The 23,396-nt window shown below is 68.2% G+C and carries 19 protein-coding genes; 8 read left to right on the forward strand and 11 right to left on the reverse strand.

Annotated elements, in window-relative coordinates; translation table 11 throughout:
* Positions 1-24: 24 nt before the first annotated feature.
* A complete protein-coding gene (locus SGR02S_RS09010) occupies positions 25-822 on the reverse strand; it encodes a response regulator (protein WP_067108234.1) in 798 nt (265 codons plus the stop codon).
* Positions 823-1,032: 210 nt separating this feature from the next.
* Between SGR02S_RS09010 and SGR02S_RS09015 the strand changes: the two genes are divergently transcribed.
* Positions 1,033-2,571, forward strand: a complete 1,539-nt coding sequence (locus SGR02S_RS09015; protein WP_082797062.1) for a sensor histidine kinase — start codon at positions 1,033-1,035, stop codon at positions 2,569-2,571.
* Between the two features lie 314 nt (positions 2,572-2,885).
* The gene (locus SGR02S_RS09020) at positions 2,886-4,754 is read left to right on the forward strand and encodes an arylsulfatase (protein ID WP_255211430.1); all 1,869 of its coding nucleotides are present in this window, start codon (positions 2,886-2,888) and stop codon (positions 4,752-4,754) included.
* Here SGR02S_RS09020 and SGR02S_RS09025 read toward each other — a convergent pair.
* Entirely contained in the window at positions 4,674-5,627 is a 954-nt protein-coding gene (locus tag SGR02S_RS09025; protein WP_067108235.1) for a formylglycine-generating enzyme family protein, read from the reverse strand. The genes SGR02S_RS09020 and SGR02S_RS09025 overlap by 81 nt on opposite strands.
* The gene (locus SGR02S_RS09030) at positions 5,624-6,256 is read right to left on the reverse strand and encodes a TetR/AcrR family transcriptional regulator (RefSeq protein ID WP_067108236.1); all 633 of its coding nucleotides are present in this window, start codon (positions 6,254-6,256) and stop codon (positions 5,624-5,626) included. The genes SGR02S_RS09025 and SGR02S_RS09030 overlap by 4 nt, the downstream gene beginning before the upstream one ends.
* Positions 6,257-6,383: 127 nt before the next feature.
* Here SGR02S_RS09030 and SGR02S_RS09035 point away from each other — a divergent pair, with 127 nt between their 5' ends.
* Positions 6,384-7,028, forward strand: a complete 645-nt coding sequence (locus tag SGR02S_RS09035) for a hypothetical protein (protein ID WP_067108237.1) — start codon at positions 6,384-6,386, stop codon at positions 7,026-7,028.
* Between the two features lie 14 nt (positions 7,029-7,042).
* Positions 7,043-8,677 (forward strand): sulfatase-like hydrolase/transferase, encoded by a 1,635-nt coding sequence (locus tag SGR02S_RS09040; protein WP_067108238.1) that lies wholly within the window; start codon positions 7,043-7,045, stop codon positions 8,675-8,677.
* A 12-nt stretch (positions 8,678-8,689) separates the two neighbouring features.
* Here the strand turns inward: SGR02S_RS09040 and SGR02S_RS09045 are convergent, their stop codons facing one another.
* Positions 8,690-9,304, reverse strand: coding sequence for a TetR/AcrR family transcriptional regulator (locus SGR02S_RS09045; protein ID WP_067108239.1), 615 nt, complete (start codon positions 9,302-9,304; stop codon positions 8,690-8,692).
* A 226-nt stretch (positions 9,305-9,530) separates the two neighbouring features.
* On the opposite strand from SGR02S_RS09045, the gene SGR02S_RS09050 reads away from it, so the two are divergent.
* The 4 genes from SGR02S_RS09050 to SGR02S_RS09065 are packed head-to-tail and all read left to right on the forward strand — an operon-like array spanning position 9,531 to position 14,896.
* Positions 9,531-11,861 carry a TonB-dependent receptor gene (locus SGR02S_RS09050; RefSeq protein ID WP_082797064.1) on the forward strand — a complete coding sequence of 777 codons (2,331 nt, stop codon included), beginning with the start codon at positions 9,531-9,533 and terminating at the stop codon, positions 11,859-11,861.
* Positions 11,861-12,211, forward strand: coding sequence for a c-type cytochrome (locus SGR02S_RS09055; protein ID WP_156483025.1), 351 nt, complete (start codon positions 11,861-11,863; stop codon positions 12,209-12,211). The genes SGR02S_RS09050 and SGR02S_RS09055 overlap by 1 nt, the downstream gene beginning before the upstream one ends.
* A complete protein-coding gene (locus tag SGR02S_RS09060) occupies positions 12,211-13,626 on the forward strand; it encodes a D-arabinono-1,4-lactone oxidase (protein ID WP_067108248.1) in 1,416 nt (471 codons plus the stop codon). The genes SGR02S_RS09055 and SGR02S_RS09060 overlap by 1 nt, the downstream gene beginning before the upstream one ends.
* Positions 13,619-14,896, forward strand: a complete 1,278-nt coding sequence (locus SGR02S_RS09065) for an alanine racemase (protein WP_067108252.1) — start codon at positions 13,619-13,621, stop codon at positions 14,894-14,896. Before SGR02S_RS09060 ends, SGR02S_RS09065 begins: the two co-directional genes overlap by 8 nt.
* 143 nt (positions 14,897-15,039) lie before the next feature.
* Here SGR02S_RS09065 and SGR02S_RS09070 read toward each other — a convergent pair whose 3' ends face one another.
* The 7 genes from SGR02S_RS09070 to SGR02S_RS09100 form a co-directional block, all read right to left on the reverse strand.
* A complete protein-coding gene (locus SGR02S_RS09070) occupies positions 15,040-16,317 on the reverse strand; it encodes a M20/M25/M40 family metallo-hydrolase (protein ID WP_067108255.1) in 1,278 nt (425 codons plus the stop codon).
* A 149-nt stretch (positions 16,318-16,466) separates the two neighbouring features.
* A complete protein-coding gene (locus tag SGR02S_RS09075; protein ID WP_067108258.1) occupies positions 16,467-17,654 on the reverse strand; it encodes an acyl-CoA dehydrogenase family protein in 1,188 nt (395 codons plus the stop codon).
* Positions 17,651-18,712 carry an acyl-CoA dehydrogenase family protein gene (locus SGR02S_RS09080; RefSeq protein ID WP_067108260.1) on the reverse strand — a complete coding sequence of 354 codons (1,062 nt, stop codon included), beginning with the start codon at positions 18,710-18,712 and terminating at the stop codon, positions 17,651-17,653. The genes SGR02S_RS09075 and SGR02S_RS09080 overlap by 4 nt, the downstream gene beginning before the upstream one ends.
* Positions 18,709-20,313, reverse strand: coding sequence for an AMP-binding protein (locus SGR02S_RS09085; RefSeq protein ID WP_255211431.1), 1,605 nt, complete (start codon positions 20,311-20,313; stop codon positions 18,709-18,711). The genes SGR02S_RS09080 and SGR02S_RS09085 overlap by 4 nt, the downstream gene beginning before the upstream one ends.
* Before the next feature lie 28 nt (positions 20,314-20,341).
* On the reverse strand, positions 20,342-21,475 hold the full coding sequence (locus tag SGR02S_RS09090; protein WP_067108263.1) for a nitronate monooxygenase: 1,134 nt from the start codon (positions 21,473-21,475) through the stop codon (positions 20,342-20,344).
* Positions 21,476-21,534: 59 nt separating this feature from the next.
* The gene (locus tag SGR02S_RS09095) at positions 21,535-21,930 is read right to left on the reverse strand and encodes a MarR family winged helix-turn-helix transcriptional regulator (RefSeq protein ID WP_169799663.1); all 396 of its coding nucleotides are present in this window, start codon (positions 21,928-21,930) and stop codon (positions 21,535-21,537) included.
* Positions 21,931-22,057: 127 nt separating this feature from the next.
* Positions 22,058-23,266 (reverse strand): NnrS family protein, encoded by a 1,209-nt coding sequence (locus tag SGR02S_RS09100; protein WP_218000124.1) that lies wholly within the window; start codon positions 23,264-23,266, stop codon positions 22,058-22,060.
* Between the last annotated feature and the right edge of the window lie 130 nt (positions 23,267-23,396).

Here is a 23,396-nt window from a genome sequence, read left to right on the forward strand (position 1 = left end):
TTGCAAGATGAATCCCCACACGCCTTAGGCCGCGAGTTGCGGCGTGAAGAGTAGGCTCTGGCTGATCGCGGCGCGCACCGTATTCTCGCGGAAGGGCTTGGAGATCAGGAAGGTCGGTTCGATGCGGTTGCCGGTGAGCAGCCGTTCGGGAAAGGCGGTGATGAAGATCGCCGGAACCGGCGCGATCGCCAATATGTCCTGCACCGCATCGATCCCCGAGGACCCGTCGGCAAGCTGGATGTCGGCGAGCACCAGCCCCGCCTCGCTGCGCTCGAACGCCGCGACGGCGTCGTCGTGGGTCGTCGCGATCCCGGCGACCCGATGGCCGAGGTCGCGGACGATCTGCTCCAGCTCCATCGCGATCAGCGGCTCGTCCTCGATGATCAGGACCGAGGTGCGCGATTCGCGGTCGAGGTCGGCGACCGCTTCGTCGAGCAGGCTTTCGACCGTCGCGACGTCGGTGCCGGTGACGATCGCCGCCTCTTCGACCGAAAATCCCTCGAGCGCCGTCAGCAGCAGAATCTGGCGCCCCAGCGGCGTGATGCGCGCGAGGCGGCGATTGGCGGCGCGAACGAGCGGGTCCTCCGCGGCGTCGCCGTCGACCTCGCCATCCTCGATGAAGGCGCTTTCCCAGATGCGGTGGAAGCAGCGATAAAGGTCGATGCGGATGCCCTGGCCCGACCGGATTTCGTCGGGCGCGGCGACGATGACTTCCAGCAAGGTATGGACGAAATGGTCGCCATGCGACTGGCTGCCGGTGAGCGCGCGCGCATAGCGGCGCAGGAAGGGCAGGTGCCCACGGATTTCTTCGCCCAATGGCATGTTGGAAGCTCCCTCTTTGAGCGAGTCATACGCGGCTCGCCCGCGCAGGTTCCGCTTTTCGCGCGCAAAAAAGCATGGCGCCGCGCTGCAACTTGTCGCGTCGCGATGCGTAGACATAGCCGGGACGCGACATGGGTTCGGCGCAAGCGGGTGAATTTGCGACCTTTTTGCGATTTCGGACCCCCAGGCTTTGATTTGGGAACCGGATTCATGGCAAAGCGGCCCGGGGTGACAAACGGCGCGGACACGCCGGATCGCAGCAAGGGACAGGCATTGGCCGACGGTGGGGACAGCGAGGCAGTGCGCGACGAACGTCGCCGGCTCGACACATTGCGCGAATATCACATTCTCGATAGCGGCCCCGACCCCGCTTTCGACCGGGTGACGAAGCTGGTCGCCGACCTGTTCGACGCGCCGATCGCGCTGGTCTCGCTGCTCGACGACCGCCGGCAATGGTTCAAGTCGGCGCACGGGCTCGACCTCGCCGAAATCCCGAGCGACATCGGCTTCTGCCGTCATGTCGTCGCCGACCAGCAGGCGCTGATTGTTCCCGACGCGGCGCTCGACCCGCGCTTCCGCGACGATCCGCTCGTCACCGGCGAGCCCGGCATCCGCTTCTATGCCGGTGTGCCCTTGCTGGCCCATAACGGGGTCGCGCTTGGAACGCTGTGCATCATCGACCGCAAGCCGCGCCCTGCGCTCGACGCGCGTTTGCTCGGCCGGCTGCGCGATTTCGCGGCGATCATCATGGCCGAGGCCGAACTGCGCCGCACCGCCGCCGAGCGCGACGCGGCGCGCCGCATGCTCGAACGCGCGCTCGATTTCTCGTGCATTGCCACCTGGCAGCTCGATGCGCGCACCGACCAGCTGCGCTGGCGCGGCGCGACCGCCGAGCTGTGGGGGGCCGATTTCCAGACCGCGCTGTCGACCGGCGAGGGATTCTTCGCCCGGGTCCATCCCGACGACCGCGCGGCGGCGCGCCGCGTTCTCGACGAATCGATCGACACCGGCGATCCCTATGCGACCGAATATCGTATCTGCCATCCCGAGCGCGGGGTGCGCTGGATCGCGGCGCGCGGCGACTGGGACGTGCGGGCGGACGATGCGATGCTGACCGGGATCAGCGTCGACATCACCGAACAGAAAAGCCGGCAGGAAAACGCCAACCTGCTGATGCGCGAGCTTCATCACCGGATGCGGAACCTGTTCGCGACGGTCGGGGCGATCATCTCGCTGACGCGCCAGTCGGCGCGCGACGTCGACGATTATGTCGACCGGATCAGCAGCCGGCTCGACGCGCTCAACCGGGCGCAGAATGTGCTGCTGGGCGCCAATTTCATGACCGGGTCGATGCATGCGCTGCTGCGCGAGGTAGAGGCATCCTTTCCGCGCATCCGCTGGTCCGGACCCGATCTGCTTCTCCCCGAAAATGCGCTGGTGGCGATGGCGCTGCTGTTCAACGAACTGGCGACGAACGCCGCAAAACATGGCGCGCTGTCGGCCGAAAAGGGCCGCGTCGATATCGAATGGACGCAGGACGACGAGGACGCCGACCCGCGCCTGCTGCGCCTGACCTGGACCGAATCGGGCGGCGTGGGCGCCGTCGCCCCGCCCGAACGGACGAGCTTCGGCACGCTGCTTATGGAACGCAGCGTGCGCAACAATCTGGGCGGCACGATCGAGCGTCGCTGGGAACCCGGCGGCCTGATATGCGAGATCACGCTGCCGGCGCGGTGGCGCGAGGCATAGAAATCGTCGGCTGAATTACCGACTTTCCCCGTCCGGAATGGAAGTAACGCGTTTGCTCTCTATGTTTTGTCACCCTGAACTTGTTTCAGGGTCCGCGGTCTGCCCTTGAATAGAAGGCAGCGCAGTAGGGAAGGCCGGGCCATGGATGCTGAAACAAGTTCAGCATGACGACGGGAGGATAAGCGTGCGGAAACCGAATCTCCGCTAGCCCTAACCCACGTCGCTCCATCTGCACCTCCATCTTGCGACGCCCCCTTGCGCATGCGTCGATATATTGGCATGGATAGTGCCAATATAACAGCAGGGAGGGAGCGATGGCTGTGCGCGTGGAAACCGGCGGGGGGCCGGACCGCATGGCCGTCGTTCGCCGCGCCGGACTTTTGGCTGCCGGCGCCCTGCTCGCGGCGGTGCCGGCTGCGGCGCAGCGTGCCCCGGCACCGCCGCGCCATCCCAATATCGTCATCCTGCTCGCCGACGACTGGGGCTTTTCGGACGTCGGATCGTTCGGCGCCGGCTATGCGACGCCGAACATCGATGCGCTCGCGAAGGCGGGGGTGCGCTTTTCCAACTTCCATGCCGCGGGCTCCTGTTCGCCGACGCGCGCGATGCTCCAGACCGGGGTGATGAATCACCGCGCCGGGCTCGGCAATATGCCCGAGACGATCCCCGACGCGCATCGCGGCAAGCCCGGATACGACACGGTGATGAATCACAGCGTCGTCACCATCGCGCAGATGCTGAAGGCGGCGGGCTATCGCACGTACCTGACCGGCAAATGGCATTTGGGCAGCGACGCGACGCGGCTGCCCGAGGCACGCGGGTACGACCGCGCCTTCAGTCTCGCCGATGCGGGCGCCGACAATTTCGACCAGCGCCCGATCGAGGGAATGTACGACAAGGCGAACTGGACCGACAACGGCAAGCCCGGCAAGCTGCCCAAGGATTATTATTCGTCGCGTTTCGTCGTGCAGACGATGATCGATTATATCGAGGCCGACCGCGTGAGCGGCAAGCCCTTCCTCGCCTCGGTCAACTTCCTGGCCAACCATATCCCGGTGCAGGCGCCCGACAGCGACATCGCGCGCTATGCGGGTCTGTATCGCGACGGCTGGACGGCGCTGCGCGAGGCGCGGGCCCGGCGTGCCGCCGCACTCGGCATCGTGCCCGCGGGCGCGCCGATGGTGACGATGGCGACCACCCGCGACTGGAAGGCGCTCGACGCCGACGAGCGCAGGGCGGCGACGCGCACGATGCAGGCCTATGCCGGCATGGCGACCGCGATGGACCGCGAGATCGGTCGCCTCGTCGCGCATCTGAAGGCGAGCGGCGATTACGACAACACGATCTTCGTCTTCCTGTCGGACAACGGACCCGAACCGCTCGATCCCTATAACCGGCTGCGCAACCGGCTGTTCCTGGGGATGGAATATGACACGTCGATCGCGAACATCGGCCGTCGGCACAGCTTTGCCGCCATCGGTCCCGGCTGGGCGAGCGCGGCGGCGTCGCCGCTGTCGGGCTACAAGTTCAGTGCGACCGAGGGGGGGCTGCGCGTGCCGCTCATCATCGCTTGGCCCGGCCATCCGCAGGTCCGTGGGGGCGCGATCAGCGACGGGCTGGCGCACGTCACCGACATCGTGCCGACGCTGACCGAACTCGCCGGCGTCCCGGCGCATGGCGGGACATGGGAAGGCCGGCGGGTCGAACCGCTGGCCGGACGCAGCCTGGTTCCGGTGCTCGCCGGCGCGGCGGGCAGTGTCCATGGCGACACGCCGATCGGCTATGAACTGTCGGGCAATGCCGCCCTCTTCCGCGGCGATTACAAGCTGGTGCGCAACCTGCCGCCGACCGGCAACGGGCGCTGGCAATTGTTCGACATCCGCACCGACCCCGGCGAGACGCGCGACCTGTCGCGGACGATGCCCGACCGCTTCGCCGCGATGCGCGCCGATTACGCGGCCTTCGCCAAGGCGAACGGGGTGCTCGAAATGCCGGCGGGCTACACCGCCGACGATCAGATCAACCTCTATGCGTGGCGCAAGCAGGGGCGCAAGCGCGCGATCCAGGCGGCACTGGTGCTCGGGGGCGCGCTCGTCGCTTTCTCAGCGCTGGGCTGGCTGCTGGTCCGGCGGCGGCGGGCGCGTCGTGTCGATCAGGCGAAAGCCGATGTGATCGGTGCCTAGCGAGCGTTCCTGAAACTGGCGCGCCGCGGGGCGGTAGCGCGCGCAATAATTGGCCGCGCACAGGAAACTGCCGCCCTTGATCACATTGCGGTCGGGATCGGGGCGGTCGGTGTCGAGAGCGCTGGTCGTCCATTCCCAGACATTGCCGATCAGGTCGTGGACCCCGTGGCTGTCGGCGGGAAAGCAGGCGACTGGCGCCCGGCCCCTGAAACCGTCGGTGCCGAGATCGCGGACCGGAAACACCCCCTGATAATAGTTGGCGAGCGGCCGGCCGTCGGCATCGACCGGCACGTCGCGCGGTGCGCCGCCCGTCGCCGCCGCCAGTTCCCATTGCTCCTCGCTCGGCAGCGCCTTGCCCCTCCAGCGCGCATAGGCGAGGGCATCGTCGTAGCCGACCTGCACCACCGGGTCGCGGTCGCGATCGGCGATGCCCGTCTTCGGCCCTTCGGGATGGCGCCACTCGGCCCCGACCACCCAGCGCCACCAATTGGGGTTGCCGTCGGTCGGCGCCGCGAACACCGCCGAACCGGGAACCAGCATTTCGGGCGGCGCGCCGGGCAGCCTGGGCGGGTCCTTCTCGGCCAGCGTCTTGTAGCCGGTGGCCTTCACGAATTCGGCGAATTCGGCGTTGGTGACTTCGTGCGTCGCCATCCAGAAGCCCTTGACCGTCACGGTGCGCGCCGGCGCCTCCTCGGGCAGCGTCGCGTCGGCGCCCATCGTGAAGGTGGCGCCGGGAATCCAGACGTAATCGGCCGCAGGCATCGCAGGACATTCGGGCGGCTGCGCCTCGGCGAGTTGTTCCGCTTTCGGCTTGCCGCAGGCGGCGAGCACGGCCAGCGCGCCGAGCGACAGCAGCGCGGCGCGGCCGATCACCGGTTTTCTCCCGCGGGAGCGGCGGCGAGCAGCGCCTCGACCATATGCGCCATCACCGTTCCCGCCTCCTCGGCGGGCAGGCCCTGGTCGTGGCGCATCGCGCGCCAGGTCTGGAACGACAGCGCGGCGCACAGCGCCTCGCTCGCGATCCGGTCGGCGGCGACGGCGTCGGGCAGCAGACGGAGCACCAGTTCGCGCTCGACGGTGATCACCCGGCCATATTCGGCCATCAGGAACGGCGACTGATAGCGCTTGATGTTCGCGGCGAGGCGGAAGGGCAGCATCGTCTCGAACACCCGCACCCGGCGCCGGACCAGATCGCGGACATGCGCCCGCCAGTCCTCGCCGCGATAAGGCGCGGTGACGATCGGCATCACGCGCTCGGCAACGGTCGCCGAAATCTCGCTGTAGAGCGAATCCATGTCGTCGAAATGGCGGAACACGGTGCGCAGCCCGATCCCCGCTTCCTCGGCGACACGCGCCGCGCTCGGCATCAGGTCGCCGCCGGCGATCAGTTCCATCATCGCCTCGACGATGCGCTTGTGGCTCGACCGGCTGCGCTCGCGCCGCCCGTCGATGCGCTCCGGCCGCGCCGCCTTCGTCTCCCGCTTCTTCGTTCGCGTCGCCATGCCGCCTCCGCTGGCCCAGCTTGCCGCCGGGGTCAATGGGTGACGCCGAACCGTCTTGCGTCGCCATGAATATAATGACACATAGAGTGTCAATTGTTTCGGGGCAACCGAAGAGAGGGGAGAGGCGATGACCGGACCGGAGACGGCGCTGGCGGCGATCTGGGCGGGCGCGCTGCTCCTCTGGCTTGCCTTCCTGCTGTTCTACGACGGTATCCGCCGCCCGCTGCGCGGCGAGGAGATCGAGGCTTTCCTCGCGACGCTGGGGCCGCGCATGGCGGAAACCGGCAACGATGCCGAGCGGCTGCGCGCCTTTCTGGAAGCCGACGACGGCCGCGAATTCGTGATGGTCAACCTCGTGCGAACCCGGCCCGGCCTCGTCACCGACCCGGCGAGCGGCACGGCGCGCGAGGGCAGCGAGTGGCTGCGCCGCTATTCGCGGCCGTTCGTGCGCGGCCTGATCGCGCGCGGCGGTCATCCGCTGTTCGTCGGGCGCAAGGTCGGCGGCTATATTGACGCGTGGAATACGCCCGCCGATCCCGGCTGGTCGCTCGTCGGCACGATGCGCTATCGCAGTCGCCGCGATCTGGTCCGCATGGCGGCAGACCCCGCTTTCCGCGCCGCGCATCCGAACAAGACGCTGGGGATCGAATCGACCTTTTCCTTCCCGACACAGCGCCAGATCGGCTTTTGCGCCAGCCCGCGCGTCACCGTCGGGCTGGCGCTCGCGCTCGCGGCGGCCTTCGGCCACATCGCGGTTCTGACATTCGGATAGGTGGGGAGGGCAGGATGCGAAAGAGATGGGTGGCGCTCGGCGTGCTCGCGCTGGCGGGGGCGGGCGGTTATTGGGCGTTCGAGGCGAACAAGTTCCGCCTACCGGGGCTGATCCAGGACTGGCGGGACCCGGTGCAGCCCAATCGCGCGGTGTCGTGGCAGCAGGGGCCGGAGGCGCCGCCGGCAGGCGAGCGGCCCCCCAACATCATCCTGATCGTCGCCGACGACATGGGTTTCAACGACATCAGCCTCAACGGCGGCGGGGTCGCGGGCGGGATCGTCCGGACGCCGAACATCGACGCGATCGCGCGCGAGGGGTTGAATTTCACCACCGCCTATGCCGCCAACGCGACCTGTTCGCCGTCGCGCGCCGCGATGATGACCGGGCGCTATCCGACGCGGTTCGGCTTCGAATTCACCGCCGTTCCCACCGCTTTCGCGGAAAACCTCGCGCATGGCGACGGCGTCGGGCCGCTGAAGGCGATATTCCACAAGGATCTGATCACCGACGATATTCCCGACTATCCGGACATGGGCGTTCCGTCGGGCGAGGTGACGATCGCCGAGGCGGTGAAGGCGGCGGGCTATCACACCATCCATATCGGCAAGTGGCATCTGGGCGAATCGCCCGCGCTGCAGCCGCAGGCGCAGGGCTTCGACGAAAGCCTCGCGATCCTGGCCGGTGGGGCGAAGTTCCTGCCCGACGACGACCCCGATACGGTCAACGCCAAGCTGCCGTGGGACCCGATCGATCGGTTCATCTGGGCCAATCTGCGCCACGCCGTGACCTTCAACGGCAGCAAGCGCTTTCATCCCAACGGGCATATGACCGATTATTTCGCCGCCGAGGCCGAAAAGGCGATCGCGGCGAACCGCAACCGGCCCTTCTTCCTCTATCTCGCCTTCAATGCGCCGCACACGCCGTTGCAGGCGACGAAGGCGGACTATGCGAAGCTGCCGCAGATCAAGGACCACAAGACGCGCGTCTATGGCGCGATGATCGCGCAGCTCGACCGGCGCATCGGCGACGTGATGGCGGCGCTGAAGAAACAGGGGATCGACGACAACACGCTCGTCATCTTCACCAGCGACAATGGCGGCGCCTGGTACAACGGCATCCCGCGGCTCAACGCGCCCTATCGCGGGTGGAAGGCGACCTTCTTCGAGGGAGGCATCCGCACGCCGCTGTTCATGCGCTGGCCGGGGCATATCGCGCCGGGATCGACGCGCGCCGACATGACGGGGCATCTCGACCTCTTCGCGACCATCGCCGCGGCCGCGGGGGCGAAGCTGCCGTCCGACCGCATCATCGACAGCGAGGATATCCTGGCCGGGCCGGCGAAGCGGCAGGCGATGTATTGGCGGTCGGGCGCCTATCGCGCGGTGCGCATGGGCGACTGGAAGCTGCAGGTGACGAAGCGCCCCGAAAAGGCGCGCCTCTACAATCTGGCCGCCGACCCGACCGAACGGCACGACCTGTCGGCGCGCGAGCCGCAGCGCGTCGCGCAGCTTGCCGCGATGATCGCGCAGCAGAACAGGGACATGGCGAAGCCGATCTGGCCGGGGCTGATCGAAGGGCCGGTGCGGATCGACGTGCCGCTCGACGCGCCGTGGCGCGACGGGCAGGATTATGTCTATTGGACCAACTGAGGCCGGCGGGGATCAGTCGACGAGGTCGAGAATGACGAGCCTCTGCATCCGCGCCGTTTCGGCGAGGATGGCGTCGCGCGCGATTCCGCTTTCGGCGTGGAGCAATTCGGTCGCGACATAGCCGAACTCGACGAGCATGCGCATGCGCAGCCAGACTTCGTCGCGGGTTCGGTCGGGCAGGAACGGCTGGAAGCCGTCGGTCAGCCGGTCGGTGACATAGCGGTGCGATTTGATGCGGACATGTTCGAGCCGTGGGCTCGAATGCAGCGCGCGTTCGATCCAGACGCCCCCCGGTTCGGCCTCGGTGATCTCCGCCGTCTCGCGGAGCAGTTCCTCGTTATTCTCGGCATAGGCGTGAATGCCCGCGCTCGCGTAGCGGTCGAGCCAGCGGACCAGCGCCGCATTCTGGCGATCCATCAGGCGCTCGCCGAGCGCGACGATCACCTCGAACTTGTCGGCGAAGTAATAATAAAGCGCCGGCGGCGTGAGCCCGGCGCGCTCGCAGATCAAATTGGTCGAGATGCGGTCCATCCCGACCTCGGCCAGCAACTCGCCCGCCGTGTCGAGCAGCCGCTCGCGCGTCGATCGGCGGGGCCGTCCGGCCGCGTCCTGCCTTGGTATCGCCATTGCTCCCCGTATCTCCATCGCTCCCTGCGCGGCCGCATCGGCCTGGGTCCTGACCCGAGGGTTGACCGACCCATAACCCGTTCGCCCGCGCGCGCCAAATCGTCCGCACGGCAAAGCCGCCACTCCAGGAGACAACCGTATCGACCTGCGCACCGTGAATATTGACCCATTATAGCGATTGCTATAATATAGCGATAACTACATTGTCGTTCTCGGGAGGAATTCGATGGGTTTTCAGGGTAAGACGGGGCGTCGTGCGTTGTTGATGCTGACGGGTTGCGCGCTGGTCGTTCCGGCGATCGCATCAGCGCAGGACGCGGTGCCCGCCGACGAAGGCATCGGCGACATCGTCGTCACCGCGCAGCGGCGCGAGCAGAATCTTCAGGACGTTCCCGTTGCGGTCACCGCCTTTGCCGGCGACGCGCTGGCCGACCTTGGCATCCAGTCGAGTTCCGACATCGCCGGGGTGGTGCCAAACCTCGAGATCGGGCTTCCGGGCGGCGCGGGCAACCAGCCGCTCATCTATATTCGCGGCGTCGGGCTCAGCGATACCAACCGCAACAACTCGGGCCCGAACGGCGTCTATATGGACGAAGTCTATATCAGCTCGCCGAGCGCGCAGACCTTCCAGCTTTTCGATCTCGAGCGCGTCGAGGTGCTCAAGGGGCCGCAGGGCACGCTGTACGGCCGCAACGCGACCGGCGGCGCGATCAACTTCATCGCGGCGAAGCCGAGCCGCGATTTTCAGGCGCAGGCGTCGCTTTCCTATGGTTCGTTCGACACCATCACCGGCGAGGCCGCGATCGGCGGTCCGATCTCGGACAGCGTCCGCTTCCGCATCGCGGGCACCGGCACCCATGCGAACGGCTATATCCACAACCTGCTGACCGGCCGGCGCGAGAACGGGCAGGGCAGCTTCGCGCTGCGCGGCCAGCTCGCGGTCGACGTCACCGACAATTTCGACGCGCTGGTCAACGTCCACGGCGGCCGCGTCGACGTGCGCTCGCCGCAATTCCGCAGCCTCGGCCTGCTCGATCCCGACACCGGCTTCACGACGCCCTGCGCCGCCGACGCGATCATGGCGAACCAGTGCGGCAACGTCCTCGGCTATGTCAGCCCCGAAGGCTTCTACGACGGCAATTACGACCGCAGCGACCGGCTGAAATCGAAGAGCTGGGGCACCGCGGTACGGCTCAACTGGGATCTGGGCGACGTGACGCTGACCTCGATCTCCGCCTATGATTTCGACGACAAGCTGCACCAGGAGGATTCGGACGCCAGCCCCGCCGCGCTGCTCCACCTCACTTATGGCGTGCGGTCGAAGACCGTCACCCAGGAACTGCGCCTGTCGGGATCGACCGGCAGCGTCACCTGGGTCGCGGGCGGCTATTATCTGCACGAGGTGCTGAAGCAGGATCAGACGGGCGACCTGTTCCGCGACCTGCGCGTGCTGACCCCCGACGGCGGCGCCGATCCGGAAGGCCTGACGACCGGCGGCGCGCCGGTGCTCTTCTCGCGCACGCTCAACCGCCAGACGACCGAGGCCGCCGCTATCTTCGGCCAGGCCGAGATCGAGCTGGCGCCGTCGCTGCGTGCGACCGTCGGCGGCCGCTACAATTACGAGCGCAAGCGCTTCCGCGCCGCGGCGCAGTTCGAGGACGAGATCATGACCTTCTCGGACGAGGATGGCAATATCGTGACCGCGCCCGTCCCCGGCGGCATCCTGCCGCTCTATGCGTTCGACAATCGCAAGTCGTTCGACAATGTCTCGTTCAAGGTCGGCCTCGACTATGACATAACCGACGACGTCATGGCCTATGCCACCATCTCGACCGGCTTCAAGAGCGGCGGCTTCAACGGCGGCTATCTGAGCTTCGATCCCGTCGAGGCGGAGGAACAGGCGAAGCCGTTCAACGAGGAAACGCTCACCGCCTATGAAATCGGGCTGAAATCGACGCTGCTCGACCGGCGCCTGCGCTTCAACGCCGCGGCCTTCTATTATGATTACAAGGATCTTCAGCTCTACACGCTGATCAACACCGGCGCGATCCCGGTTTCGCTGCTTGCCAATGCGGCGAATGCGACCATCTATGGCGCCGAGTTCGAGATGATCGCGCGGCCCGTCGACCGGCTCGACATCACGCTCAACCTCGGCCTGCTCGATACCGAGATCAAGGATTTCGTCAGCGCCGGGACCGACTATTCGGGCAATCGGCTGGCGCTGTCGCCCAAGGTCAATTTCAGCGGCGTCGCCAATTACGAGATCCCGCTGTCGAACGCCGTCGCGCTCGCGCTCCAGCCGTCGGCATCTTATCGCAGCAGCCAGTTTTTCTCGACCGACAACAATCCGCTGCTGAAGCAGAAGGGCTATTGGCTGCTCGGCGGCCGTATCGCGGTCAAGGACGAGGACGGGCGCTGGGAAGCGGCGCTTTTCGGGCGGAACCTGACGCGGAAGAAATATATCAATTTCGCCGTGGACCTCGCCGATTTCGGGTTCGTCGAGCAGTTCCAGGGACAGCCCCGGAGCTTCGGCGTCGAGTTCCGGGTCAAATATTGATGCGCAGGCTGCTGTTGGTCCCGGTGGTGCTCCTGCTGGCGGCCTGCCAGTCGGAGCCGCCGCCGGCGAAGCCGCTGACGCCCGAGCAGAGCGCGGCGCTGAAGCCCGCCGGCGTGCGCCTCGCCGGGCTTTACGAGCAGGCGTGCAAGTCGTGCCACACGGTTCCGGACACCGGCGCGCCGCTGACCGGCGACCGCACGCAGTGGGACGCGCGCTGGGCAAAGGGCGAGGCGGCGTTGCTGGAAAGCACGATTCGCGGGCTGAACGGCATGCCGGCGGGCGGACAATGCTTCGCCTGCTCGCCCGACGACTATACGGCGCTCATTCGGTTCATGGCGGGGAGGGATTGATGGGTAAGGTAACGCGGCGCGCGCTGCTGGTCGGCGGCGGCGTCATCGGAGCGGGCGCGGTCGGCGTCGGCGGTCTGGCCGGACGCAACTGGCTGCGCGACCGCGAGCCGGCATCGCTCGCGGCGCAGAATGCCGAAGGCCGCCTGCTGTGGAGCAACTGGTCGGGGATCGCGCACAGCTATCCTGAAAAGCGCGGCGCGCCGAAAAGCGAGGAGGAGCTGCTTTCCATCCTGACCCGCGCCCCCGCACCGGTGCGTCCGGTCGGGTCGGGGCACAGCTTCACCGCGCTGGTGCCGACCGACGGCACGCTGCTGACCCTCGACGGCATGGCGGGGCTGGTCAGTCATGACGCCGCGACCAATCGCGCGACGGTGCGCGGCGGCACCCGGCTCGCCGACCTGGGCCCCGCGCTCGCCGCGGTGGGGCAGGAGATGGTCAACCTGCCCGACATCAACAAGCAGTCGATCGCGGGGGCGATCGGCACCGGAACGCACGGCACCGGGCGCGGCATCCAGGCGATGCATGGATCGGTCGTCGCGATGCGGATCGCGACCCCGACGGGCGAGGTCATCGACTGCGATGCCGTCACCCGCCCGGAGGTGTTCAACGCCGCGCGCGTCGGCCTCGGCGCCTTCGGCGTCGTGACGCAGGTCACGCTCCAGAACCAGCCGCTCAACCGCATCCTCAAGCGCACCGAGGTGCGCCCCACCGAAGAGGTGCTGGAGGATTGGCCGGCGCTGCGCCAGCGGCACCGCAACGTCGAATTCTATGTCCTGCCCTTCACCGGCCATTCGGTGGTGATCTCCAACGACGTCACCGACAGGCCGGTCAAGCCGCGCGGTCCCGACGCCGACACCGAAACGCTGATGGGGCTGAAGCAGCTTCGCGACTGGTTCGAGTTCGCCCCGTCGCTGCGGCGCAAGCTGGCCGCCGAGGAACTGGCGAAGATCCCGCCCGAGGAGGTCGTCGACGAGGGATGGAAACTGCTCTCCAACGAACGGCCGGTGCGGTTCAACGAGATCGAATATCACCTGCCGATCGAGGCGCAGGTCCCGGCGCTGCGCGAGGTGCTGACCGCGATAGAGACACACCGCAAGGACGTCTTCTTCCCGATCGAGGTGCGCGTGATCGCCGCCGACGACGCATGGCTCTCTCCCTTCTACGGCCGCGAGAGCGGGTCGATCGCCGTCCACGCCTATTATCGCGAGGAGCATGATTTCTTCTTCAGCATCGTCGAGCCGATCTTCCGTCGCCACGGCGGCCGCCCGCACTGGGGCAAGCTGCACAGCCTGAAGGCGCGCGACCTCGCGCTGCTCTATCCGCGCTGGAAGGAAGCGGGCGAGGTGCGCCGCGCGCTCGACCCCGAGGGGCGGATGCTCAACGACTATCTGAAGGGAATCTTCCTCGATGGCTGAGGCTGGACGGACGAGGCGCTGGACGCGCCGGGCGGCGATTGTCGGCGGCGGCGCAGTCGTGCTCGGCGGCGCGGCGGTGCTGGCGTCGCGCAAGGGCGACCATGGTGGCGCTCACGACCGCTATTTCCTCGCGCTGTCGGCGGCGCTGCGCAAGGCGGGGATCGCGCATCCGGTGCTGGTCGTCGACCAGCAGCGGCTCGACCGCAACATCGCCGCGGCGCGCGCGACGCTGAAACCCGCCGGACTGCCGCTGCGCGTCGTCGTCAAGTCGCTCCCCGCGACCGGCCTGATCGACCATGTCGCGCGCGGCCTCGCCACCAACCGCTTCATGGTCTTCAACGGCGCGATGCTCGACAGCATGGCGGGGCGCGCCGATGCCGACCTGCTGCTCGGCAAGCCGCTGCCCGCGATGGAATATGCCGAATTCGTCGACCGGGCGGGCGCGGAAGCGGCGGGCCGTGTCCAGTGGCTGATCGATACGCCCGCGCGGCTGCGGCAATATGCGGAGATCGCGGCGGCGCGCGGGGCGAAGCTGCGCGCCAATATGGAAATCGACGTCGGCCTGCATCGCGGCGGCTTCGCCGACGGCCGGACGCTGGCCGAGGCGGTCGAGCTTGCGCGCACCTTTTCGCACGTCGCGGTCGGCGGCCTGATGGGCTATGACGCGCATGTGCCGAAGATGAGCGATCCCGACGCGGCCTACGCCGCCTCGCAAAAGCTCTATCGCACCGCGATCGGCGTGCTGCGCGACAAGCTGGGCGTCGATCCGGCGACGCTGACGCTCAACGGCGCCGGCAGCCCGACCTATGCGCGCCACGCGCAGGGCACGGTCGCGAACGAGGTGTCGGTGGGGTCGGCGTTCGTCAAGCCGGTCGATTTCGACCTCGCGTCGCTTGCGCGGCATGTCCCCGCCAGCTTCATCGCGACGCCCGTGATCAAGGCGGGCCGCATGGAACTGCCGGGCAACGAGTGGCTCACCGGCCCGCTGACCTTCATGGACCCGAATGCCGCGCGCGCCTTCTTCATCTATGGCGGCCACTGGCTCGCGACACCGGTGTCGCCGCCGGGGTTGCAGTTCAGCGACCTGTACGGCCGGTCGAGCAATCAGGAGATGCTGACCGGGTCGACGCGGGTCGCGCTGAAGCCCGACGATCATGTCTTCTTCCGCCCCAACCAGAGCGAAGCGGTGTTCCTGCAATTCGGCGACATCGCGCTGTTCGACGGCGAGGCGATCAGCGGCTTCTGGCCGACCTTTCCGGTCTCCGCCTGATCGCCGCGGGCGGAGCTGCTTTGACTTAACCTGATATCGTCATTGCGAGCGAAGCGAAGCAATCCAGGGCGGTTTACGCCACTCTGGATTGCTTCGCTTCGCTCGCAATGACGGTTATGGCAACGCCGGTCTGTCGCCGCCGCTTATTGCAGCCCCGCCGTCGCGAGCAGGATGCCGAGACCGACGCTGGCCCCGTCGAGGCTCTTGGTCTTTTCGACGTCGATCCACTCGTCGAGCGAGTGCCCGCGTCCGGCTTCGCCGCCCGACCCGATGGTGATCGCCGGGATGCCCAGGCTCATCGGGATGTTGGAATCGGTTGATGAAAAGCTTGCGCGCGGGGTCAACCCTTTCGCGCGGATGATCGCCTCCGCGGTGCGCGCGATCGGCGCGGTCAGGGGCGTCTGCCCGGCCGGCCGGTCGCCGATCAGCTTGATGTCGGTGGTGATCGGGCCTTCGCGGGTCGAGCGCGCGGCATTTTCGCCTTCGACGCTCTTGTCGACGATCGCGAGGAAGGCCTTCTCCACCTTGGCGAGTTCCTCCGGGCTTTCCGACCGCATGTCGAAGTCCATATAGACCTCGTTCGGGATCGAATTGACCGAAGTGCCGCCGCCGGTGACGCTGGCGGAATAGGTGGTCTTGGGCGTCGCGGGCACCGGAATCCGATAGAGATCGAGAACCGTCTGGCTCATCGCCACCATCGGGTTGACGAGGCCGAAGGCGCCGAAGCTGTGCCCGCCCGGCCCCTTGTAGGTGATGCGATAGCGTTTCGATCCGACGCCGCCGTTGACGAAGCGCGACGGATCGGTCCCGTCCATCGAGAAGAAGGATTCGATCCGGTCCTTGTACTTGCCCTTCGCCATCATGTAGCGGACGCCGCGCAGGTCGCCCGGCCCTTCCTCTCCGACATTGCCGACGAAGACGATGTCGCGGCGCACCTTGATGCCGCTTTCCTTCATCGCACGCGCATAGGCGAGCAGCACCGCCAGGCTGCGCGTGTCGTCGCCGATGCCGGGGGCGTGGAGGCGCGTGCCTTCGCGGCGGACCTTGATCGGCGTACCTTCCGGAAACACCGTGTCGAGATGCGCCGCGATCATCACCACGGGTCCACCCGCCGGGCCGGTGCCGCGATAGACGCCCATGACATTGCCTTCGTCATCGGTTTCGATGTCGGTCAGCCCCGCATCGCGCAGCATCTCGCGATAGGCGGCCGCGCGCGCCGCTTCCTTGAAGGGCGGCGCCGGAATCTCGGTCAGCGCGATGATCTCCGCGACCATGCGGTCGTGGTCGCGATCGAGAATCCGGACCGCGGCGTCATAGGCCTTGCTCTTCAGAACCGCCTCGGGCTTCGGGGCGGGCGCCGCCATGGCCGCGCCGGCAGAAAGCATCAGCGCCGCCAGGGGCAGAAAGGCGATATGTCGCATGAAAAATCCTTTTGCTGAACAGGGTCCCGCATCCTCTGGATGCGCCGCCGCGCCCGATGTCAAGAGACGTCCGCCCCGGATGGCGATGCCGTTCGAAAAAGCAGCGCGTGATTTTGCTCGCCTCGTCGCCCCGTCCCGCCCGGCGTGACCTAGCCTGCCCGCACCTCGCGGAACGGAATGGTGCGGTCGATCTCGGGCTCCTTCGGCAGCCCCAGCACGCGCTCGCCGATGATGTTGCGCTGGATCTGGTCGGTGCCGCCGCCGATCGAGGTGAAATAGGCGTTGAGCGACAGGAAATTCGCATCCTCGGCGCGCGGGTGATCGGGGCCTTCGAGCAGGCTTTCGGGACCGAGCAATTCGGTGCGCAGGCGGCCTTCCTCGTGCAGGATGCGGCTCATTGCGAGCTTGCCGAGCGACATGATCGACGACGACGTGCCCTGCGCCAGCTCCGCCTTCGCGCGCTGGGTGTTGAGCTTGTTGAGGACGCGCCATGCGATCACCTGCGCGACGTCCTGCCGTACCACCGGATCGTCCAGCTTCCCGGCCTCGCGCGCCAGTTCGAGCATGGCATGATCGCCCTTCGCCCCGGCGGCGCCCGACCGCGCGCCGCGCGCCATGTCGCCCATCACCGACCGTTCATAGGCGAGCGCGGTCTGGAGCACACCCCAGCCGCCGTTCAGCGGCCCCAGCAGATTTTCGTCGGGGACGAAGGCGTCGGTGATGAACACCTCGTTGAAATGCGATTCGTCGGTGATCTGGCGCAGCGGCCGCACCTCGACGCCTTCCTGTCGCATCGGCAGGAAGAAGAAGCTGATGCCGCGATGTTTGGGCACGTCCCAGTCGGTGCGGGCGATCAGCATGCCATAATCGGCGATCATCGCGCCGGAGGTCCAGATTTTCTGCCCCGTCACGCGCCAGCCGCCCTCGACCTTCTCGGCGCGCGTGCGGATCGCGGCGAGGTCGCTGCCCGCGCCCGGTTCCGAATAGAGCAGGCACATGCCGACTTCGCCCGCCAGCAGCTGCGGCACGATCACGCGCTTGAAACTGTCGGTCGCGTGGGCGAGCGCGGTGTTGGCCCACAGGTTGCTGCGGTCCTGTCCGGCGCCGGGGGCCCCGGCCGCGGTGAAGGCGCGCTCGACGATCTTCGCCTGCTCGGCCGACAGTTCGCGGCCGTACCAGTCGCGCGGCCAGCGCGGGACGGCCCAGCCCGCGTCGCGGACCTGCGCCAGCCATTCGGCGCGCGGGTCGCGCCCGAAACTTTCCTCGCGCGGCGGCGCGCCGCGCCAGTTGGCGGCCAGCCATGCCTCGACCTCGGCCTGCAAGTCCGCGTCGGTCATGCCGCCATCTCCTTCTGCATCGCGTCCAGCGCCGCAACATAGCGGTCGCGCCAGATGTTGCTGTCTCCGAACAACTGCACCCCCGACCGCGCGCGGCGCAGGTAGAGATGCGCAGGATGGTCCCAGGTGAAGGCGATGCCGCCGTGCATCTGGATGCCGTCCTTCGCACAGCGCAGGAAGGCATCGGCGCAGGCGAAGGCGGCGAGCGCGACCGCCGCATCCTTGCCCACCGCGCCCTCCGCCACTTGCCGCGCCGCGTCGCGCGCCGCGCTCGTCGCGCTTTCGGCCTCCAGCAGCAGGTCGGCCGCCATATGCTTGATCGCCTGAAAGCTGCCGATCGCGCGGCCGAACTGGTGGCGCTCGCGGGCGTAATCGACGGTGATGTCGAAAATGCGCCGCGCCCCGCCGGTCTGTTCGCCCGCCAGCGCGACCAGCCCGATGTCGCGCGCGCGCCGGGCCGCGGCACCGTCGCCGATGCGCGTCGCGGCGCCGTCGAAGCGGACGTCGGCCATGCGGCGGGTGCGGTCGAAGGTGGGCAGTGGCGTGATCCCGGCGCTCGCCCGCTCGACGAGATGGACGCCCTCGTCGCTGGCGAGGAGGAAGATATCGGCGATACCGGCATCGGGAACGAAGCGCGCCGTGCCCTGTGCCCGGCCGCCCTCGATCCGCACGTTGCTGTCGCCCGTCCAGTCGAGCGCGCCGAGCAGCGCGACCGCCGCGATCGTCCGCCCTGCCGCCAGCGCTTCGGCCAGTTCGCCGTCGAGCAGCACCGATGCCATGGCGGTTGAAATCAGCGGCACGGGCGCGAGCGCCGCGCCCGCTTCCTCCATCACCAGTTCCAGTTCGACGGCGGAAAGCTGCGATCCGCCCGCGTCGGCCGCGACCAGCAGCCCCGCAATCCCAAGCTCGGCAAGGCTGCGCCACAGCGCGGGGTCGTGGCCGCTGTCGCTCTCCATGATGCGGCGCACGTCGCTTTCGGTGCACTGGTCCGCGAACAGGCGGCGCACCGTGTCGCGCAGCGCGGTCCGTTCCTCCTGATTCATCGTCGCGTCGGTCATCGGGCGGTCGCTCCTTCTGCGATGGCGCGGGCGGCGCCGTAGTCGGCCTTGCCATTGGCCGCGCGCAGCGGCCGGTCGGCGACCAGCAGCCGTTTCGGCACCTTGTATCCGGCGAGCTGCGCACGGACATGATCGCGCAGCGCTTCGGCGTCGAACGCGGCATCGGCGTGCAACGTCACGACGCCGACGATCGCCTGCCCCCATGTCGGATCGGGCACGCCGACGACCAGCGCGTCGCTGATGCTGTCGTGCCGTTTCAGCGCCTCTTCGACCTCTTCTGCGAAGACCTTCTCGCCGCCGGTGTTGATGCAGCCGCTGCCGCGGCCCAGGAAGGTCAGCGATCCGTCGGCCTCGACGCGCACCCAGTCGCCGGGGATGCAATAGCGCACGCCGTCGATGACGCGGAAGGTCGCGGCCGATTTCTCCGCGTCCTTGTAATAGCCGAGCGGGTTGGGCGGGCCGAGTGCGAGCCGCCCGACGCCCCCCGAGCCCGCGAGGACGGGGCGGTCGGTTTCGTCGAAGACGCGGCAGCGCTCGCCGAGCGTGAAGCTCGCGGTCTTCACCTCGCAGTCGCGCGTCATCACCGACGCGCCGAGACCCAGCGCTTCGGAGGAGGAGAGCACGTCGTTGAGCACCGCGTCCGGCATGTGCCGCAACAGCCCGCGCTTGATGTCCGCGCTCCACATCACGCCCGATGAGGTGACCGACAGCACGCTGCCGAGGTCGTGCGCCTGCGCGCCGCTCTCCAGCTCGGCGAGCAGCGGCCGGCCAAAGCTGTCGCCGACGATCACCAGCGCTTGCGGGCGATGCCGCTCGATCGCCTCGATCGCCTCGCGCGCGTCGAAGCTACGGTGCGTCAGCGTGACGATGCTGCCGCCCGCGACCATCGTCGCGATGGCGGGCAACAGGCCGGTGCCGTGCATCAGGGGGCAGGCCGGCAGGATGCGGGGGCCCGGCCCCAGCTCGCGGATCGACGCCGCAAGCTCGTCGGGGGTGTCGGGAACCGGTTGTAGCGCGCGCGCCGCGCTCACCAATATCTCGCGCAGCTCGCCATGTTCCCACATCACGCCCTTCGGCATGCCGGTCGTGCCGCCGGTATAGATGAAGAGGATGTCGTTCGGCGATCGCTCGATGTCCAGCGGCGCGCCGTCTCCGCTTTGCGTCAGGACTGCGAAATCCTCTGCAAAGCCGGGTGCTGGGGCGCCGTCCGTCACCTCGATCCAGCGCGTCACCAGCGGCAGGTCGGCGCGGATCGCCTCGACATGGTCGCGGAACTCCGCGGCATAGACGACCGCGCGCGCGTCGCTGTCGTTCAGCAGGTAGCGAAGCTCGGCGTCGGTATAGCGATAGTTGACGTTGACCGCCGCCAGCCGCGCCTTGAAGGCGGCGGCCAGGCCGAGGATATATTCGGGCCCGTTCCGCAGGTAGATGGCAAGCGAATCGCCGGCCTTCAGCCCGCCCTCGCGCAGGCTGCGCGCCAGATTGTTGGAGAGGCGGCCGGCTTCGCCCCAGTCGATCCGCCGGTCGCCGTGCAGGCACAGCGGCGCGTCGGGGGGCAGGTTGCGCTCGACGATGTCAAGCATGTCGCCGAAATTGAACACCGCGCTCTCCCCTGTGGATGTGCTGATCCTAATCGGCGAGCAGGCTGTTCATCCGCTCGACGGCTTCGAGATACTCTTCCTTGAAATCCTGCACCACCGCGCCGGCGCCGCGCACCGAGTCGACGAGCCCGACGCCCTGTCCGACGAAATAGGTCACCATGTCGCGCGCCTTGCCGTTGCCCGCCTCGGCCGCGCGGTCGGCGGCGCGCAGCGACTTTTCGCTGATCAGGCTCATCAGCGGCATCGGCAGCGCGCCGGGGCTGTCCGGGCTCTTCTCCCAATTCTCGGTCCACGTCGACTTCAGCTGGCGCGCGGGCTTGCCCGTGCGGCTGCGCACGCGCACCGCGTCGCGGCTGCTGGCGGCGATCATCTTCTCGCGGAACACCGGAGAGGTCTCGCTCTCGGGCGTCGCGAGCCACACCGATCCGGTCCAGGCGCCCGCCGCGCCCATCGCCATGCAGGCGGCCATCTGCTGCCCCGTCATGATGCCCCCCGCGGCGAGCACCGGCACCTCGCGGATCGGCCGGATCGCCTTGATGACCTCGGGCACCAGGACGAGCGTGCTGACCTCGCCGCAATGGCCCCCGGCCTCGGTCCCCTGCGCGACGATGATGTCGACGCCGGCCTCGACCTGCCGGATCGCATGTTCGCGCGCGCCGACCAGTGCCGCCACGGGAACGCCGTGCTGCTTGCCCATCGCGATCATCTCCGGCGGCGGCACGCCCAGCGCGTTGGCGATCAGCCGGATCGGATGCTCGAAGGCGGCCTCCAGCGTCCGCAGCGCCGTTTCGGGGTCGAAGGGCTGGGCGCGGTTCCGGCTGACCGGCTCGGCGGGCGGCGGCACGTCGGCATCGGCGAGCAGGCGTTCGGCAAAGTGGCGATGCGCTTCGGGAATCCGCGCCTCCAGCGCGGCGGCGGTCACGCTGCCTTCGCCCCGCGTCGCCATATTCTCCGGCACCAGCACGTCGATGCCATAGGGCTTGCCGTCGACATGATCGTCGATCCACTTGAGCTCTTCGCGCACCGTTTCGGGGGTATGCGCGGTCGCGCCGAAGACGCCGAAACCGCCCGCGCGGCTCACCGCCGCGACGACGTCGCGGCAATGGCTGAACGCCAGCAGCGGAAACTCGATGCCGAGCATGTCGCAAAGCTGTGAGGTCATTGCTCTCTCCACCCTTGTAATTGGTTCGTCAAACGAACTAACTTTGCGAAGCAGGGCTGTCAATCCCGCAGGGTGGGCGTCCGGTTGCGGTCGATGACGTGGGCGAGCTCCTCGATCCGGTCGAGCAGGCCTTCGGGCTCGTCGATCGCCAGATAGGCGGAGAGGTCGCGGGCGAGCGCGCGCTCGAAGGCCGCATATTCCGCCAGCCCGGCGTCGGTGAGGCGCAGCATTTCCGCGCGGCCGTCGTCGGGGTCGGTATAGCGTTCGATCATGCCGCGCTTCGCGAGCCCGGTGACCAGCGCGGAGGCGGCGGGCCGGCCGATGCCGGACATGGAGGCGAGGACGCTGGCGCGGCGCGGCTCGCGCTTCAGCGTCAGCAGGAATCGATATTGGGCGATGGTCAGCTCCGCCCCCTGGGCAAAGCGCTCCAGCAGCCGGTGCAAAACCACGACCACCCGCGTCAGCAGGATCCATCGTCGATCCGTGTCCAATAGTCTTCTCGCCATCTCTCGAAAGCCGGCCCCCGGTTAGGGACAGTCGGCCGCTCGCGTCAACCGGCGAGGAAGGAGGCCCGCTGCGCGCTCATCCGGCCCGGCGCATCATAAGCATCGGGCCGTAGGCCCAGGTGAAGAGGCCGAAGGCGCCGCTCCACAGCAGCGCGGAGAGCATCAGCAGGTCGGCGTACAGGTCGGCCGCAAGGGGCGCGGCAACGCGCACCAGCGCGGCCGCGTGGACGAGCAGCAGCGCGGCCGCCGCCGCTGCGCCGCCCGTGCGGGCGCGCCCGGTGTGGCTGAGCGTGGTGCGCGCCATCATCGCCAGCGTCATCGCGCCGATCGCGCCGGCGGTCAGCGCGTGGATCGCACTGGTCGCGGGAACATGCTGCGGAAAGCCGATCGCGGCGCCCAGCAGCACGAAGCCGACCGCGAGCCATAGATAGGCGAGATGAAGCCCCCAGACCAGCGGCTCGCGCCACGTTTCCCAGCCGCGCCACCGCGCGAGGCGCAATCCCGTGCCGATGCCGGCGGCGGCGAGGAGTAGGCTCGTCATCGGCGCGTCGGGAAGCGCGAGCCATGCCAGCAGGGCGCCCGCGGTCAGCCATGTCGCTGCCCGGTCGAGGCGGCCGTGCGGCGCGGGTTCGCGCGGCGCCTTGCGCTGGGCCAGCCAGTTGCGCGTGAAGCTGGGTACCAGCCGCCCACCCATCACGGCGATCAGCAGCGCGATCATGCCCAGCGCCAGCCGCTCCGCCACCGGCCCCGCCGCGGGCCATGCGAAGCGGAGGTGGAAGGCGATATTGGCAAGCGCGAGCGCGGTCACGACGAGGCACGGCACCAGCCCCTTGCCGTTGCGCGCGGCGATCTGCTCGCGCCACAGCGCCGCCGCGAAGACCGGCAGGAAGGCGGCGTCGATTGTGATCGCCACGCCGTTCCCGGGCTCCGCCAGCAGCATCGCCGCGCGCCCGGCGAGCCACAGCGCGGCAAGCGCCGCGACCGGCGCCCCCGCGACCGGATAGCGTCCGGTCCAGTTCGGCCCGGCGATGATCATGTAGCCGGCGATGACCGCGGCGGTATAGCCGAACAGCATCTCGTGGACGTGCCAGTCGCGTGTGACCGCGCCCGCCAGCGGACCACCTCCCGACAGCACAGCGATCCACAGGGGCACCGCAAGCGCGGCAAAGACCCCGGCGAGCAGGAAAAAGGGGCGGAAGCCGAAGCTGAACAGCGCCGGACCGCTATAGGCGCGAATGATCTGCGCGGTCGTCCGCATCGTCTCGCGCGCGCGGCTCTGTCCCATGTCGCCCCCTTGTCGTTCCGGACGAAGGATAGCTTTTTCCGGCGCGAAGGGAAACGCGCAGGGTGAACTTATGCGCGAGCGATGCTCGCTCCGGTTCCTGATCCATCGGTGCTTGAAGCCAGGCTTCGGT

Origin of the sequence: Sphingopyxis granuli NBRC 100800, assembly GCF_001591045.1 — a bacterium.
GTDB classification, from domain to species: domain Bacteria; phylum Pseudomonadota; class Alphaproteobacteria; order Sphingomonadales; family Sphingomonadaceae; genus Sphingopyxis; species Sphingopyxis granuli.

Excerpts from the sequence above, each read along its gene's own strand:
- SGR02S_RS09040 (WP_067108238.1), top strand. The coding sequence starts at position 7,043 with ATGCGAAAGAGATGGGTGGCGCTCGGCGTGCTCGCGCTGGCGGGGGCG.
- SGR02S_RS09055 (WP_156483025.1), top strand. The coding sequence starts at position 11,861 with ATGCGCAGGCTGCTGTTGGTCCCGGTGGTGCTCCTGCTGGCGGCCTGC.
- SGR02S_RS09050 (WP_082797064.1), top strand. The coding sequence starts at position 9,531 with ATGGGTTTTCAGGGTAAGACGGGGCGTCGTGCGTTGTTGATGCTGACG.
- SGR02S_RS09015 (WP_082797062.1), top strand. The coding sequence starts at position 1,033 with ATGGCAAAGCGGCCCGGGGTGACAAACGGCGCGGACACGCCGGATCGC.
- SGR02S_RS09080 (WP_067108260.1), bottom strand. The coding sequence starts at position 18,712 with ATGACCGACGCGACGATGAATCAGGAGGAACGGACCGCGCTGCGCGAC.
- SGR02S_RS09065 (WP_067108252.1), top strand. The coding sequence starts at position 13,619 with ATGGCTGAGGCTGGACGGACGAGGCGCTGGACGCGCCGGGCGGCGATT.
- SGR02S_RS09090 (WP_067108263.1), bottom strand. The coding sequence starts at position 21,475 with ATGACCTCACAGCTTTGCGACATGCTCGGCATCGAGTTTCCGCTGCTG.
- SGR02S_RS09075 (WP_067108258.1), bottom strand. The coding sequence starts at position 17,654 with ATGACCGACGCGGACTTGCAGGCCGAGGTCGAGGCATGGCTGGCCGCC.
- SGR02S_RS09045 (WP_067108239.1), bottom strand. The coding sequence starts at position 9,304 with ATGGCGATACCAAGGCAGGACGCGGCCGGACGGCCCCGCCGATCGACG.
- SGR02S_RS09060 (WP_067108248.1), top strand. The coding sequence starts at position 12,211 with ATGGGTAAGGTAACGCGGCGCGCGCTGCTGGTCGGCGGCGGCGTCATC.
- SGR02S_RS09100 (WP_218000124.1), bottom strand. The coding sequence starts at position 23,266 with ATGGGACAGAGCCGCGCGCGCGAGACGATGCGGACGACCGCGCAGATC.
- SGR02S_RS09030 (WP_067108236.1), bottom strand. The coding sequence starts at position 6,256 with ATGGCGACGCGAACGAAGAAGCGGGAGACGAAGGCGGCGCGGCCGGAG.
- SGR02S_RS09035 (WP_067108237.1), top strand. The coding sequence starts at position 6,384 with ATGACCGGACCGGAGACGGCGCTGGCGGCGATCTGGGCGGGCGCGCTG.
- SGR02S_RS09010 (WP_067108234.1), bottom strand. The coding sequence starts at position 822 with ATGCCATTGGGCGAAGAAATCCGTGGGCACCTGCCCTTCCTGCGCCGC.
- SGR02S_RS09070 (WP_067108255.1), bottom strand. The coding sequence starts at position 16,317 with ATGCGACATATCGCCTTTCTGCCCCTGGCGGCGCTGATGCTTTCTGCC.
- SGR02S_RS09020 (WP_255211430.1), top strand. The coding sequence starts at position 2,886 with ATGGCTGTGCGCGTGGAAACCGGCGGGGGGCCGGACCGCATGGCCGTC.